This is a genomic window from Bacteroides muris (ex Afrizal et al. 2022) (assembly GCF_004793475.1).
Taxonomy (GTDB): Bacteria; Bacteroidota; Bacteroidia; order Bacteroidales; family Bacteroidaceae; genus Bacteroides; species Bacteroides muris.
Map to the genome: position 1 here is coordinate 1 of NZ_SRYZ01000149.1, position 300 is coordinate 300.

Consider the following 300-nt stretch of genomic DNA (forward strand, 5'->3'; position numbering starts at 1 on the left):
CAATGGATTTCCAGAAAGTGGCAGCGTGTTGCACCGATACGGTAATCATTGTCCGGTATGCCGTGAGTCGGTTATTTGCGACTGAAATTTCCATACTCTCTTTCTTTTCGTTACGTATTCCTTTTGCCGCAAAGAAATACATAATCTGTTATCCGGCAATGGATTTTCCGGAAGTGGAAGCATGTGGCACAGGTTGGTAGAGGTTGGCACAGATTGGAGGTGTATTCTTAATTCCGGAAATCAGCAATGTGGCAAGAGAGAAAAACAAGGGCTTAATTCAAACCTGACTGTAATCGCACC

General features: G+C 44.0%; 1 protein-coding gene. It reads left to right on the top strand.

Translation table 11 applies throughout. From position 1 onward, the window contains the following. On the top strand, positions 1-200 hold a 200-nt coding region (locus E5355_RS19720), incomplete at its 5' end, for a hypothetical protein (protein WP_210434553.1). Between the last annotated feature and the right edge of the window lie 100 nt (positions 201-300).